Annotated in this window: 13 protein-coding genes and 1 tRNA gene; 8 read left to right on the top strand and 6 right to left on the bottom strand. The window is 69.6% G+C overall.

The features are described 5' to 3' along the window. Positions 1-147: 147 nt before the first annotated feature. The 3 genes from DK368_RS07680 to DK368_RS07670 all read right to left on the bottom strand — a co-directional run bounded on the left by DK368_RS07680 (position 148) and on the right by DK368_RS07670 (position 3,567). Complete coding sequence (locus DK368_RS07680; protein ID WP_114393340.1) at positions 148-1,101, bottom strand: DMT family transporter; 954 nt, start codon at positions 1,099-1,101, stop codon at positions 148-150. Continuing rightward, the gene (locus DK368_RS07675) at positions 1,098-2,018 is read right to left on the bottom strand and encodes a DMT family transporter (protein ID WP_114393339.1); all 921 of its coding nucleotides are present in this window, start codon (positions 2,016-2,018) and stop codon (positions 1,098-1,100) included. Before DK368_RS07675 ends, DK368_RS07680 begins: the two co-directional genes overlap by 4 nt. Positions 2,019-2,199: 181 nt before the next feature. Next, the gene (locus DK368_RS07670; RefSeq protein WP_114393338.1) at positions 2,200-3,567 is read right to left on the bottom strand and encodes a pentapeptide repeat-containing protein; all 1,368 of its coding nucleotides are present in this window, start codon (positions 3,565-3,567) and stop codon (positions 2,200-2,202) included. Between the two features lie 366 nt (positions 3,568-3,933). On the opposite strand from DK368_RS07670, the gene ffh reads away from it, so the two are divergent. The 6 genes from ffh (at position 3,934) to rplS (ending at position 8,385) form a co-directional block, all read left to right on the top strand. After that, positions 3,934-5,292 carry a signal recognition particle protein gene (gene ffh, locus DK368_RS07665; protein WP_114393337.1) on the top strand — a complete coding sequence of 453 codons (1,359 nt, stop codon included), beginning with the start codon at positions 3,934-3,936 and terminating at the stop codon, positions 5,290-5,292. Between the two features lie 5 nt (positions 5,293-5,297). Continuing rightward, entirely contained in the window at positions 5,298-5,846 is a 549-nt protein-coding gene (locus DK368_RS07660; protein WP_114393336.1) for a GNAT family N-acetyltransferase, read from the top strand. Positions 5,847-5,982: 136 nt separating this feature from the next. Further along, entirely contained in the window at positions 5,983-6,333 is a 351-nt protein-coding gene (gene rpsP, locus DK368_RS07655; RefSeq protein ID WP_114393335.1) for a 30S ribosomal protein S16, read from the top strand. A gap of 162 nt (positions 6,334-6,495) precedes the next feature. Next, on the top strand, positions 6,496-7,128 hold the full coding sequence (gene rimM, locus DK368_RS07650; RefSeq protein WP_114393334.1) for a ribosome maturation factor RimM: 633 nt from the start codon (positions 6,496-6,498) through the stop codon (positions 7,126-7,128). 88 nt (positions 7,129-7,216) lie between these two features. Beyond that, positions 7,217-7,990, top strand: a complete 774-nt coding sequence (gene trmD / locus DK368_RS07645; protein ID WP_240002399.1) for a tRNA (guanosine(37)-N1)-methyltransferase TrmD — start codon at positions 7,217-7,219, stop codon at positions 7,988-7,990. 5 nt (positions 7,991-7,995) lie between these two features. Further along, positions 7,996-8,385 carry a 50S ribosomal protein L19 gene (rplS, locus tag DK368_RS07640; RefSeq protein ID WP_114393332.1) on the top strand — a complete coding sequence of 130 codons (390 nt, stop codon included), beginning with the start codon at positions 7,996-7,998 and terminating at the stop codon, positions 8,383-8,385. Positions 8,386-8,638: 253 nt separating this feature from the next. On the opposite strand, the gene DK368_RS07635 is transcribed toward rplS, so the two are convergent. The 3 genes from DK368_RS07635 to DK368_RS07625 all read right to left on the bottom strand — a co-directional run bounded on the left by DK368_RS07635 (position 8,639) and on the right by DK368_RS07625 (position 12,678). Then, entirely contained in the window at positions 8,639-10,261 is a 1,623-nt protein-coding gene (locus tag DK368_RS07635) for an acyl-CoA synthetase (protein ID WP_114393331.1), read from the bottom strand. Between the two features lie 155 nt (positions 10,262-10,416). Further along, entirely contained in the window at positions 10,417-12,339 is a 1,923-nt protein-coding gene (locus DK368_RS07630) for a potassium transporter Kup (protein ID WP_114393330.1), read from the bottom strand. 108 nt (positions 12,340-12,447) lie between these two features. After that, entirely contained in the window at positions 12,448-12,678 is a 231-nt protein-coding gene (locus tag DK368_RS07625; RefSeq protein ID WP_114393329.1) for a DMT family transporter, read from the bottom strand. A gap of 151 nt (positions 12,679-12,829) precedes the next feature. Here DK368_RS07625 and DK368_RS07620 point away from each other — a divergent pair. After that, positions 12,830-12,916 (top strand) — tRNA-Leu (locus tag DK368_RS07620). Positions 12,917-13,012: 96 nt separating this feature from the next. Further along, complete coding sequence (locus tag DK368_RS07615; RefSeq protein ID WP_162305925.1) at positions 13,013-14,062, top strand: patatin-like phospholipase family protein; 1,050 nt, start codon at positions 13,013-13,015, stop codon at positions 14,060-14,062. Positions 14,063-14,098 lie beyond the last annotated feature (36 nt).

Raw genomic sequence — 14,098 nt, 5'->3', positions numbered from 1 at the left:
GTACCTCAAGGCGTATGACAGCACGCACGCTCTATCAATTGGCCCCCCGATGCAAGGGCGGCATAATACGGTCACGCGGCGGCAACCCTTTGGAAACCATTCCCTTCCCGCCGGATGGCCCGGCCGGCGGCGGCCGCTGGCCGCAGCTCAGGCCGCCTGGCGGCTGCGCACGGTCTCGCGGTGGATGATGTAGAGGCCGGAAGCGACCACCACCGCCCCGCCGATCCAGATGGCCTTGTCCGGCACCTCGCCGAAGAACAGGTAGCCGAAGCTGGCCGCCCACAGCATGCCGGTATATTCGAACGGCGCCAGCAAAGCCGGCTGGGTCAGGCGGAAGGCCTGGGTGAAGACGATCTGGGCGGCGCCGCCGATGACGCCGATGGCCGCCAGCAGAGCGAAATCCACAAGGTCGGGCGTGCGCCAGACCGGGATCATCACCACCCCCGCCACCACGGTCAGGGTGACGATGAAATAGAAGACGATGGCCGCGTTGGTCTCCGACCGGGCCAGGATGCGGACATAGAGCATGGACAGGGCATAGAGGAAGGCGCCGGCCAGCGGCATCAGCGCCACCCAACCCAAGACCCCCTGCCCCGGCCGCAGCATGATCAGCACGCCACCGAACCCCACCAGCACCGCCGTCCAGCGCCGCCACCCCACCTGTTCCTTCAGCACGGGCACCGACAGCGCCGTCATGAACAGCGGCGCGGCGAAGGCGATGGCATAGACATCGGCCAGCGGCATGCGGCTGTAGCTCCAGAAGAAGAAATAAGCCGCCGCCACGCCCATGGTCGAGCGCAGCACATGCCCGACCACATGCCGGCTGCGCAGCGCGGCGGCGCCGCCGGACTGCCGCACCAGCAGGGCGATGGGCAGCAGCGAGAAGGCCCCGCGGAAGAACATGATCTGCCAGGTGTCGTACCGCGCCGACGCGCCCTTGATCATGCTGTCCATGATGCCGAACAGGAAGATGGCCAGCAGGAAGAAGCCGACCCCGGCCAGACTGCCGCCGGCCCGCAGGGCGGAGGACAGGCCGCCAGCAGGTGCGGCCGGGGTCGCCCCGGCGGTGGGCGTGGCGGGCGTGGGCGGTGATACGGTCATGACAGGGAATCCGGGGAGCGGGACGGGGCCACCAGCGGCCGGCCGAGCACGGTCTCGCGGTAGAGGATGTAAAGGCCGCTGGCGATGACGATGGCACCGCCGACGAACAGCAGCCCGTCGGGACGGGTGCCGAACAGCAGCACGCCATAGAGGATGCCCCAGATGATCTGGGTGTACTGGAACGGCGCCACCACGGCCGACGGGGCGCAGCGGAACGCCGTCAGCAACGTGATCATGGCGGTGCCGGACAGGGTGCCGCCCAGGGCCGACAGGGCCAGATCCACCCCGTCCGGCACCCGGCCCAGCCAGGGCAGCATGGCGCCATAGACGACCAGCCCCGCCAGATTGCCGAAGCAGGCGAAGGAGACGCTGCTTTCCGTTCCCTTCATGTGGCGGGCGATGATCATGCCCCCGGCATAGAAGAAGGCTCCGCCCAGGGCGGCCAGTGCCGCCAGATCGAGTACGCCCTGGCCCGGGCGCAGCATCACCAGGACACCGGCGAAGCCCACGGCCACGGCCGACCAGCGCCGCCAGCCCACCGGCTCGCGCAGGATCGGCACCGACAGGGCGGTGATGAACAGCGGTGCCGAGAAGGCGATGGCGTAGGCATCGGCAATCGGCATGCGGCTGTAGGCGAAATAGGTGCAGAAGCTGCCGCACACCACCCCGGCCGCCCGCAGAAGATGCAGCGGCAGCCGCCGCGTGCCGAGATGATGGCGGATGCCGCCGGTGGCGGCGGCATAGGCCAGGATGACCAGCAGGGCGAAGAAATTCTGGCTGGCGATGACCTGGGGCACGCTGTAGCGGGCCGTCAGCAGCTTCACCGTCACATCCATGACGCTGAACAGGGCGAAGGCGGTCACGGCCAGAAGGATGCCGCGCGCCTTGTTTTCATCGCTGGGAGCGGAGGTCGACATGGGGCCTGCAGCGGCAGCGGTGGCACAGCCGGGATCGGATTGTCCCGGCGGGACGGAACGAGCGCGCGGAGCCTACTGTGCCGCCCGGCCTGAGAACAGGCCGCGGGCCGCATGGCGTCAATGCGGGGATGACGGGGAACAGGGGGCCGGACCCGGTGGAACCGGTCCCCGGCCGGGCCGCCTAGTGCAGCGGCGGCAGCCCCAGGGCGCCGACGGTGCGGGCCTCGGCCAGATCGGCACCGGCCAGATGCAGCCCTTCGCACTGGGCATCGGTCAGGTCGGCCCCCACCAGCGACGCCCCTTCGGCCCGGGCGCTGCGCAGCACCGCGCCGGTGAAGTTGGCCTGGGCCAGCGTGGCCTGATGCAGGTCGGCCCCGGTCAGATCCGCCCCGTCCAGACGCGCGCGCTGGAGATTGGCGCTCCACAGGCGGGGCGATCCGCTCTGGATGCGCACCGGGCCGAAATTGGCGCCGGCCAGCACCGCCGCCGACAGCGTCGCCCGCTCCAGCGTGGCGCCGCGCAGATCAGCCCCGGTCAGATCCGCCCCGCGCAGATCGGCCAGCGACAGGTCGGCCATGGCCAGCTGCGCCCCCGCCATGCGGGCGCCGCGCAGCACCGTGCAGTGGAACACCGCGGCCGACAGGTTCCGGCCGGACAGGTCGACACCGGCCAGATCCAGGGCGGAGAGATCGGCGCGTTGTCCCTGGCGCCCCTGGCTGTCCACCCAGCGGGCATGGTCGGCCAGAACCGACGGGAGATCCTGCCCGGCCTTGGCTGGCGACCGCGGCAGGATGGCGTCGGTCAGATTGGCCCGGCGTTGGGTCTGGTCGTCCATAATGGCGCCCACCAGATCGGCATTGACCAGAATGGCAGCGTCCAGCTCCGCCCCGATGAGATTGGCCCCGTTCAGCCGGGTGCCGGTGAGATTGGCCTCGCGCAGATCGGCCCCTTGCAGATCGCAGCCGATCAGGGTCGAGTTGGTGAGATTGGCGCGGTAGAATTTCGTGCCGCGCAGCACGGCGTCGGTCAGATCGGTCTGCATGATGAAGCCGTTGGCCAGCCGTGCCCGCGACAGATCCGCGGCACGGATGGTGGCCGCCGACAGCTCGGTATGCACCTCGACGGCCTCGAACTCGTGCAGGGCCAGCTCGCCATTGCCGCGCACATGCATGATGGTGCCGTCGCGCAGATCGCTGTCGCTCATCTGCGCTTCCGACAGCACGGCGCCGCGCAGACAGGCACCGCGCAGGTCGGTCCGGCGCAGATCGGCCCGTTCCAGATTGGCCAGACGCAGATCGGCGGCGTAGAGGATGGCCCCGGTCAGCACCGCCCCGGTCAGGCGGGTCCCGAACAGGCGCGCGCCCGACAGGTCGGCATCACGGAGGTCGGCTCCCGACAGGTCCAGATGTGCCAGATCGCGCAGCTTGAAATTGGCCCGCGCCCCGCCCGGCTGGCGGCGCAGATAGGCCAGATGCCTTGAAAGCACCCCTTGCAGCTCGGTCACGGTCACCCGCGGCCGGTCAGGCTGTTGGCCGACCCACCCCGACATTCCTGGTACTCCCGCCATCCGTGACCCCGGGCCGCCCCGGCAAAATCGCCCGATTGCACACGGCCGCATGCCATGCCCGAAAGTGCTACCTCCCCTCCTTATGCATGAGCGGACCGGATGCGTCCAGCGACGCACCGGGACCTGACCGAAAGGGCAGGCCGCGCCGGATGCCATGCCGCATCCCGCCGGCACAGTTGACTCCCGACCGCGGCCCGTCTATCTACCCCGTAACCCTGATGGGTCCAGCCCACGGCACCACGGTGCCACGCCAGTCCGCGAGTGTCGCGCACTGGCGCTTTTGCGTTTGGGAAATCCAAACCGCAGAGGACGGGACCGGGACGGGGACGGGGTCGGAAGGACGACGGTATGTTCGAGGGTCTGACGGGTCGGCTTGGCGATATCTTCGACCGCCTGCGCAAGCGCGGGGCGTTGACGGAGGACGATGTCAACGCGGCCCTGCGCGAGGTGCGCGTGGCGCTGCTGGAAGCCGACGTGGCCCTGCCGGCGGTCAAGGCCTTCGTTGCCGGCGTCAAGGAGAAGGCCATCGGCCAGGAGGTGCTGCGCGGCATCAATCCCGGCCAGATGGTCATCAAGATCGTGCACGACCATCTGGTCGAGCTGCTGGGCGAGACCAGCGAGGCGATCAACCTGACCGCCACGCCGCCGGTGCCGGTGCTGATGCTGGGTCTGCAGGGCTCGGGCAAGACCACCACCTCGGCCAAGATCGCCCTGCGGCTGAAGACCCGCGAGAAGAAGAAGGTCCTGCTGGCCTCGCTGGACACCCGCCGCCCCGCGGCGCAGGAGCAGCTGAAGGTGCTGGCGGACCAGGTGGGTGTGGCCAGCCTGCCCATCATCCCCGGCCAGACGCCGGTGGAGATCGCCCGCCGCGCCATAGAGACGGGCCGGCTGGAAGGCTTCGACGTGGTCATGCTGGACACGGCCGGCCGCCTGTCCATCGACGAGGAGCTGATGGCCGAGGTCGTGGCCATCCGCGACGCCACCAGGCCGGTCGAGAGCCTGCTGGTGGTGGACGCCATGACCGGCCAGGACGCCGTGACGGTGGCCACCAACTTCAACGAGAAGGTGGGCATCACCGGCATCGTCATGACCCGCATCGACGGCGATGCCCGGGGCGGTGCGGCCCTGTCCATGCGCCATGTCACCGGCAAGCCGATCAAGCTGCTGGGCGTGGGCGAGAAGGTGGACGCGCTGGAAGCCTTCCACCCCGACCGTATCGCCGGCCGCATCCTGGGCATGGGCGATGTGGTCAGCCTGGTGGAGAAGGCGGCCGAGACCATCGACAAGGACGAGGCCGAGAAGCTGGCCCGCAAGATGGAGAAGGGCAGCTTCGACCTGGACGACATGCTGAGCCAGCTGCGCCAGATCAAGAAGATGGGCGGCATGGGCGGCATGCTGGGCCTGCTGCCCGGTGTCGGCAAGATCAAGGAGCAGATGAAGAACGCCAACATCGACGAGAGCATCCTGAAGCGTCAGGAGGCCATCATCCAGTCGATGACCAAGAAGGAACGGAAGACCCCGGCCATCCTCAACGCCTCGCGCCGGCGCCGCATCGCGCTGGGGTCGGGCACCACGGTCGCCGACGTCAACCGCCTGATCAAGCAGTACCAGGACATGTCCGAGATGATGAAGAAGATGAAGAAGCTCGGACAGAAGGGCCTGATGCGCCAGGGCCTGTCGGCGCTGATGCCGAAGGGGATGCGCTGACCGCCATGCCGCCCGACGCCGTCACGCTGACCACGGAAAGGCTGCTGCTCCGCCCGCTGACGCTGGCGGACGCGGACGACCTGTTCCCCGTGTTCAACGACCCGGACAGCATGCGCTACTGGTCCCACCTGCCGCACAAGGATGTGGACGAGACGCGGGAAAAGCTGCAGCGCGTGCTGGAGGACGAGGACACCGCCCGCACCTGGGCCGTGACCCGCGACGGCGGCCGCTGCCTGGGCTGGATCTCGCTGTTCGGCGCCCAGGACCGGCTGATCTGGCTGGGCTATATCCTGCTGCCGCAGGTGCGCGGCCAGGGCTTCGCCGCCGAGGCGGTGACCGCCGCCCTGGATTTCGCCTTCGGTCCCTGGGACATGCACCGGGTCGAGGCCAATCTCGACCCGCGCAACGACCGCTCCGCCCGTCTGCTGGAGCGTCTGGGATTCACCCGCGAGGGCACCCGCCGCGCCGATTTCCTGCTGGGCGGGACCTATCACGACACCCTGATCTATGGGCTGCTGAGCCATGAATGGCAGCAGCGGCGGGGGGCGGCCTGATGCGCACGCCCGTCCCGCCGGCACGGCCGCACGGCCGCCCCGTCTTCCCTGCCGCCCCCGTATCCGCGCCGGACGGACACGGGACCCATGCGGTCCATCATCATCCGGAATTTGCTTCACAGAGGAACTGAGTCCCATGTCCGTTAAGATCCGCCTCGCCCGTGGCGGCGCCAAGAAGCGCCCGTTCTACGCCATCGTCATCGCCGACAGCCGCGCCCCGCGCGACGGCTCCTTCATCGAGAAGGTGGGCACCTACAACCCGATGCTGCCGGCCGAGCATCCGGAGCGCGTGACCCTGAAGGAAGAGCGCGTGAAGGAGTGGCTGTCCAAGGGCGCCCTGCCGACCGACCGCGTGGAGAAGTTCCTGGCCAAGGCCAATCTGGTGGCGGCCCCGGCCATCCGCCAGACCCCGAAGAAGTCCGCGCCGAAGGCCAAGGCCCAGGAGCGCGCCAAGCTGGCCGCCCAGGCCGCCGGCGGCGAGGGCTGAGTCCCCGCTGACCCTGGCGCGTCTTGACGGGACGGGGATGGGGCTGCGGCCCCGTCCCCACACCCCGTCCGGAGCGCCCGTGCCGCGTATCCGTCTGCGCGTGTCCGTTTCCCTGCGTCCGACCGCCCCGTGTCGGGTGCCTTGCGTATCGAGTGCCGTCCCATGTCTTCGCGTATCTGTGTCGCCCAGTTCATCGGCGCCCATGGCGTCCACGGCCGTGTGCGGCTGAAAAGCTTCACCGCCGATCCGGAGGCCGTGTTCGCCTACGCGCCGCTGACGGATGAGACCGGCGGCCGCAGCTTCCGCGTGCGCATGACCGGCATGGGCAAGGACCATTTCATGGTCGAGGCCGAGGGTGTGCGCACCCGCGAGCAGGCCGAGGCCCTGAAGGGCACCCGGCTCTATGTGGAGCGTGACCGCCTGCCGGAGACGGCGGACGAGGACGAGTTCTACCATGCCGACCTGATCGGCCTGGGTACCGTCACCCCGTCCGGCGAGGCCTTCGGCACCATCAAGGCCATCCATGATTTCGGTGCCGGGGACATGCTGGAAATCCTGCATGCCTCGGGCAAGACCGTGTTCGTGCCCTTCACCAAGGCCTGCGTGCCGGTGGTGCAGCCGAAGGCGGGCCATGTGGTCGTCGACCCGCCGGTTAACCTCTTCACCCCGGCCAAGCCGGACCCGGAGGAGCTGGCGGAGATGGGCGGCAAGCTGGATGCCGAGCCCGATGCCGATACGGCGGACGGCGAGGCCGGAACAGCGGCGGACCCGGCCGACGAAGCGGCGGACCGCTGAGGTCATGGACACGGAGTCCCCTCCTCCGGCTCCGGCACCGCCTGCGGCCCCGCCATGGCATGTGACCGTGCTGACGCTGTTCCCGGAGATGTTTCCGGGTCCGCTGGGCCACAGCCTGGCCGGCAAAGCGCTGGAAAACGGCAGCTGGAGTCTGGAATCGGTGGACATCCGCGCCTTCGCGCGCGATAAGCATCGCTCCGTGGACGACACCCCGTTCGGCGGCGGCCCGGGCATGATCCTGCGGCCGGACATTCTGGACGCGGCCCTGCGCTTCACCGAAGCCCGGGACCGGGACCGGGGGATCGAGCGGGGACGTCTGATCTACCTCAGCCCACGCGGACGTGTGCTGGACCAGGCCCTGGTGCGGGAACTCGCCGGGGAACGGTCGGTGACATTGCTGTGCGGCCGCTTTGAGGGGGTTGACGAGCGCGTCCTGGAGGAGCATCGCCTGGAGGAGGTTTCCCTGGGCGATTTCGTGCTGTCCGGCGGTGAGCCGGCGGCCCTGTGCCTGATCGACGCCGTGGTCCGGCTGCTGCCGGGGGTCATGGGCAATGCCGAGACGGCCGGGGAGGAGAGTTTTGAACGGGGACTCCTGGAGTACCCGCAGTACACCCGTCCCGCAGTCTGGAACGGGCGCCCGGTGCCGGAGATCTTGTTGTCCGGCCATCACGGGAAGGTCCGGGCTTGGCGGCTCGAACAGGCGGAACGGATCACGGCGGAGCGTCGCCCCGATTTGTGGTCCCGATACCTGGAAAGCCGTCCGGCCCCAAAGGTGAAACAACGCCGCGCTCGCCGAGACGCGGCACCGCCAACCAAAGCCGGCGACCATCAGGACGATGGCGGCGGCCGTACCGAAGGATGAGTACCATGAACCTGCTGCAGCAGATCGAGGCCGAACAGGTCGCCAAGCTGACCGAAGGCAAGACCATTCCGGAGTTCTCCCCGGGCGACACCCTGAAGGTGAACGTGAAGGTGGTCGAAGGCACCCGCGAGCGTATCCAGGCCTATGAGGGCGTCTGCATCGCCCGCAAGAACGCCGGCCTGAACAGCTCCTTCACCGTCCGCAAGATCTCCTACGGCGAAGGCGTGGAGCGCGTGTTCCCGCTGTACAGCCCGCGCCTGGACAGCATCGAGGTGCTGCGCAAGGGCGATGTCCGTCGCGCCAAGCTGTACTATCTGCGCGGCCGCCGCGGTAAGAGCGCCCGTATCGCCGAGCGCACCACCGGTCGCGGCATGAACGACAAGTCCGAAGGCTGAGACCACAGGCGGCCCGCGCCCGGCGCGGCCGCCCCGGCCCGAAGGCAGTGACAAACGGCCCGTCCGGCATCCCCGGACGGGCCGTTTTCCTTTGGGGGGCCTTCCCCGGAGAGCGATATCAGCCCTGGAGCACCGGGCGCGATGAGGACGGGCAGGAAGCGGTGCCGGTGCCGGCACCGCAGCCCGCTTTCGATCAAGGGCTTGGCCGCCCGTGCCGGCCGGACTGTCCGCCGGCCGACACGGGGACGGGGGATCACAGCGCCTTGGCGCGGTCGCGCAGGACGAACTTCTGGATCTTGCCGGTGGAGGTCTTGGGCAGTTCGCTGAACACCACCGTGCGCGGGGCCTTGAAGTGGGCCAGATTCTGCCGGCAGAAGGCGATCAGTTCCTCCTCCGTCAGGGTGGCGCCGGGCTTCAGCGTGACGAAGGCGCAGGGTGTCTCCCCCCATTTCGGGTCGGGGCGGGCCACCACCGCGGCCTCCAGCACGGCGGGGTGGCTGTAGAGCACGCTCTCCACCTCGATGGTGCTGATATTCTCCCCGCCGGAAATGATGATGTCCTTGGAGCGGTCCTTCAGCTCGATGTAGCCGTCGGGATGCCGCACGGCCAGATCGCCGGAATGGAACCAGCCGCCCTGGAACGCTTCCTCCGTGGCGGCGGGGTTCTTCAGATAGCCCTTCATGGTGATGTTGCCGCGGATCATGACCTCGCCGATGCTGGCACCATCGGCAGGCACGGGGGCCATGGTCTCCGGGTCCAGCACCGCCAGCCCTTCCTGCAGGTGGTAGCGCACGCCCTGGCGCGCCTTCAGCCGCGCCCGCTCCTCCAGCGGCAGCCCGTCCCACTCGCCCTTCCAGTCGCAGACCACGCAGGGACCATAGACCTCGGTCAGGCCGTAGACATGGGTGACATTGAACCCCAGCGCCTCCATGGCGGCGATGACGGGGGCCGGCGGGGCGGCCCCGGCGGTCATGACCTTGACCCCCGGCGCCACGCCCTGCTTCATCTCGGCCGGGGCATTGGCCAGCAGGTTCAGCACGATGGGCGCGCCGCAGAAATGGCTGACCTTGTCCTCCACCAGGGCTGCGTATATCGCCTTGGCCTCAACCCGGCGCAGGCAGACATGGGTGCCGGCCAGGGCCGTGATGGTCCAGGGGAAGCACCAGCCGTTGCAGTGGAACATCGGCAGGGTCCAGAGATAGACGGGATGCCCGCCCATGGACCAGGCCACGGTGTTGCCCACGGCGTTGAGATAGGCGCCGCGATGGTGATAGACCACGCCCTTGGGATTGCCGGTCGTGCCCGAGGTGTAGTTGAGGGCGATGGCGTCCCATTCGTCCAGCGGGTCCAGCGGCTGGAAATCCCCGGCCGGCGGGGCGATGAAGGCCTCGTACTCCGCCATGCCGATGGGATCGGCAGCCACGGCGGGGTCGGGGATGTGCACCACCGGCAGCCGGCGATCCAGCAGCGGCAGCACCTTGCGCACCAGCGGCGCGAATTCCTCGTCCACCAGCAGCAGCTTGGAATTCCCGTGCTGAAGCTGGAAGGCGATGGCGGCGGCGTCCAGACGGATATTGATGGAATGCAGCACGGCGCCAGCCATGGGCACGCCGAAATGCGCCTCCAGATGCGCCGGGGTGTTGGGAGCCAGGATCGACACCACATCGCCGCGGCCGATGCCGGCGCGGGCCAGGGCCGCGGCCAGACGGACACAGCGGTCCCCGAACTCGGCATAGGTGCGGGTGATGTCGCCGTAGCGCACGGCGGTGCGGGTCGGATGCACGTCCACGGTGCGGCGCAGCAGGGACAGCGGCGTCAGCTGCACGAAATTGGCCGGCGTCCGCACAAGGTCATGGTCGGCGATGGCAGCGCACATGGATCGTTTCTCCCGGAACATTGTCTTGGCCGGACCGTGACCCGGCCTCTGACTGTTGACGTAACATTCCGTGTGCAGTGCGGCAAGATCTCGCCTGAAGGGTTTATCCCGGCCATTCCGGGCGATCTATCCCGCCCGTTCGTTCCGCCGCCGGATTATATCTCGATCTGCGTGCCCAGCTCCACCACCCGGCCCGGCGGCAGACGGAAGAAGCGTGTCGCCGGCAGCGCCGTGGCCGACAGGGCGATGAACAGCCCCTCCTGCCAGCGGGCCAGATCGGGCCGGCTGCTGGGCACCAGCGTCTCCCGCCCCAGGAAATAGCTGGTTTCATCCAGATCGACCGCCAGCCCGTAGGCGCGGCAGGCCTCCAGCGCCCGCGGCACATCCGGCTCGTCCATGAAGCCGAAGCGGGCGGTGACGCAGAAGAAGCCCTTGCCCAGCTTCTCCACCTGCAGGCGCTGCTCCGGCGCCACCGTCGGCACCTCCTCCATGATGAGGGTCATGAGGATGACGCGCTCGTGCAGCACCTTGTTGTGCTTGAGATTGTGCAGCAGCGCATGGGGCACCGTGCCCAGATTGCCGGTCAGGAACACCGCCGTGCCCGCCACCCGCACCGGCGTGCGGTCGGCCCGCTCCAGGAACAGCGACACGGGCAGCGCATCCTGGTAGAGCCGGCGGTAGAGCACGCCGCGGCCCCGGCGCCAGGTCAGCACCGTCAGATAGACCAGCCCGGCCACCAGCAGCGGAAACCAGCCGCCCTGGGGGATCTTCAGGGCATTGGCGGCGAAGAAGGCCATGTCCACCAGGAACAGCCCGCCGAACACCAGCAGCGCCCGCACCCGGCCCCAGCGCCACAGGCCGACCGCGACGACCAGGGCCAGGATGGCGTCGATGCCCATGGCCCCGGTGACGGAGATGCCATAGGCCGCGGCCAGGGCGCTGGAACTGCCGAAGCCCAGCACCAGCACCAGCACGCCGGTCAGCAGCAGGGCGTTGATGCGGGGGATATAGACCTGCCCCACCGTGTGGGCCGAGGTGTGCAGGATGGCCATGCGCGGCAGGAAGCCCAGCTGGATGGCCTGCCTTGTCAGCGAGAACACGCCGGAGATCACGGCCTGGCTGGCGATGATGGTGGCGCAGGTGGCCAGCACCACCAGCGGCAGGCGCAGCGCCTCCGGCGCCAGCAGATAGAAGGGATTGGCCGCGGCGGCCGGATCGCGCAGCAGCAGCGCCCCCTGGCCGAAATAGTTCAGCAGCAGCCCCGGCAGCACCAGCCCGTACCAGGCGATGCGGATGGGCCGGCGGCCGAAATGGCCCATGTCGGCATAGAGCGCCTCCGCCCCCGTCACCGCCAGCACCACGGTGCCCAGCACCAGGAACAGCAGCCAGCCCTCCTCCACGGCGAAGGCCAGGGCATAGCGGGGATCGACGGCCAGCAGCACCCGCGGTTCCTGCACCACGCCGGCCAGACCCAGCACGCCCAGGGTCAGGAACCACAGCACCATGATCGGGCCGAAGATGCGCCCGACCTTGCCGGTGCCCCGGCTCTGGGCCAGGAACAGGGCCGTCAGCACCAGCACCGCCAGCGGCAGCGACCAGTGGGCCAGCGTGGGCGCCACCACGCCCAGCCCCTCCACCGCCGACAGCACGGAAATGGCCGGCGTGATCAGCCCGTCGCCATAGAACAGGGCCAGCCCCATCACGGCCAGCCCGGTAATCAGGGCGCGGCGGCGGGCGCTGCCGTCGCCGCCGGCCAGGGCCAGGGTGGCCAGCGCCAGCACCCCGCCCTCCCCCCTGTGGTCGGCCCGCAGGATCAGCACCACATATTTCAGCGTGACCACCAGCATCAGGGCCCAGAACACCAGGGACAGGATGCCCAGCACATGGAAATCGGTCACCGCCAGCCGGCCCGTATGCCCGAAGGCCTCGCGCACGGAGTAGAGCGGGCTGGTGCCAATATCGCCATAGACCACGCCCATGGCGGCGATGGTCATGGCCGCCAGACGCCCATGGGGCGTGGCGGGCTGGGACGGGTCGGTGCGGCCGGCCGCCGGGCCGAGGGTGGTCGTGCTGGGCATGCCGGGGACAACAGGTGAGGGTGGCGGTTGCTTCCGCAGCATGGGGGAGGCATCCGCTATCGGCAAGAGAGGGCGCGCACCGGCCGATCCAGAACGGCGCCGACCGGATCAGATATCGGTGCCGCCTTCGGCCGGCACCGGCGGCGGACGGTGGAAGCGGCGCTCGATGGCGTCGAAGGGACCGAAGGTCTGGTAGGCCAGCCCCAGCAGCAGGAACACCACCAGCCAGATCACCACATTGCGCAGCATGCCGTCGCGCGGCAGCACCCGCACCCCGCGCCAGACCAGCAGCAGGACCAGGAGACCGGCGATCAGGGAAACCCATTGGGAGTCGTTCATACCCCAGGAGGTGTCCCCGCCGCCGCCCGCCGTCAAGCCCCCCCGGCGGCGGCGCTGGCTGGCCAGCGCCGCCGGACGCCCCCGCCGCACACACCCCTTGCACCGCTCCCACCCCCTCCGCTAGGGTCGCCGCACCCGATGCCGGAGCAGCGCCCGCTTGGCGGAATCGGTAGACGCCAGGGACTTAAAATCCCTTGTCCGCAAGGACGTGCCGGTTCGAGTCCGGCAGCGGGCACCACCGGCGGCGGAACAGGCGCCCCACCGCACGGGTTGCATCCGCCGGCCCCGGCTTCCTATGGTCGTGCAGCCGTTGCCACCGCCACCCCGGATGCCCATGTCCCGCCCCTTGCGCTTTCTCGCCGGCCCCGAAGCCATGGCCCGCATCCGGGCCGAGGGGTTCCAGGAGGATCTGTTCGATGTGGTGGCCGGGGCCTCGGGCGGGCCGAAATGGCTGGCCCTGACCCGGCTGGACCGGGCCCTGTTCGGGCGCTGGTTCCGCACGCGCACACGGCCGCTGCATCTGGTCGGCAGTTCCATCGGCTGCTGGCGCTTCGCCTGCATCGCCCAGCCCGACCCGGTGGCCGCCTGCGCCCGCTTCGAGGACACCTATCTCGATTACGAGGTGGAGGCGCCGGTGACGGCGGCCGCGCTGACCGCGCATTGCCGCGGCTTCCTGGATGTCATCCTGGGCCGCAGCGGAGCGGCGGACATCCTGGCCCATCCCTGCATGCGGCTGTCGGTGCTGGCCGTGCGCGGGCGCGGCATGCGCGACCATCCCGTCAGCATGGGGCTGGGGCTGGCGGCGGCGGCGCTGGCCAACACCGCCAGCCGGCGCAGCCTGCACCTGTTCTTCGAGCGCACCTGCATCCAGGACCCGCGCAGCGCCCCGCCCTTCGCCCCTGGCTTCGCCGCCCGCGCTGTGCCGCTGACGGCGGCAAACATGGAGGCGGCGCTGCTGGCCACGGCGGCCGTGCCCTTCGTCTTCGCGGCGGTGCCGCAACTGGAGGGCGGGCCGCCGGGCCTGTATCTGGACGGCGGCATCCTCGATTATCACCTGGACATCCCGTACCAGCCGCCGGGACTGGTGCTCTATCCGCATTTTTCCGAGCGCATCGTGCCCGGCTGGTTCGACAAGTCGCTGCGCTGGCGCCGGCCCGACCCGCGCAACTTGGCGCGCACGCTGCTGATCTGCCCGTCGCGGGACTTCATCGCCGGCCTGCCCCATGGCCGCATCCCTGAGCGCAGCGACTTCAAGCGCCTGCCCACGGCGGCGCGCAAGACCGCCTGGCGCCGCGCCGTGGCCGAGACGGACCGGCTGGTGGACTGCTTCCTGGAGGCGGTGGAGCGTCAGCGCGTGCCCGACCTGCTGGAACCGCTGTGCTGAGGGGGACAGGCCGGGGTGGGAGGGGCGGCCCGGGAT

It is taken from the genome of Oleisolibacter albus, from assembly GCF_003336875.1.
GTDB lineage: Bacteria > Pseudomonadota > Alphaproteobacteria > Azospirillales > Azospirillaceae > Niveispirillum > Niveispirillum album.
Note: the sequence above shows the minus strand (reverse complement) of the source record. Positions and strands in the feature narration are given on the sequence as shown.